Here is a 255-nt window from a genome sequence, read left to right as displayed (position 1 = left end):
CTGAAGCGCCGGAACACGCTGTTCCAATCGCCGAAGACCTCCGGGAGATCGCGCCAGGGAGACCCCGTACGCACGATCCACAGCACTCCTTCAACGAACATTCGGTTGTCGCGCCCGGTCGAGCCCTCCTGATCGGGGCGCCCTATGATCAACGGCGCCATCCGCTTCCACGCCGCGTCGCTCAATACCAAACGGTCCATCACACCCAAGACGGCCTCCCCAAAAGCAGCCTTGAATCTGATTTGCTCCTAAAAG

At 60.8% G+C, this 255-nt stretch carries 1 protein-coding gene; it reads right to left on the bottom strand.

Annotation, left to right across the window (positions count from 1 at the left end):
• The coding region (locus FNJ47_RS47065) for a transposase (protein ID WP_236000614.1) at window positions 1-200 on the bottom strand (200 nt) is incomplete at its 3' end.
• Between the last annotated feature and the right edge of the window lie 55 nt (window positions 201-255).

It is taken from the genome of Bradyrhizobium uaiense, assembly GCF_010811875.1.
Lineage (GTDB): Bacteria > Pseudomonadota > Alphaproteobacteria > Rhizobiales > Xanthobacteraceae > Bradyrhizobium > Bradyrhizobium uaiense.
Note: the sequence above shows the minus strand (reverse complement) of the source record. Positions and strands in the feature narration are given on the sequence as shown.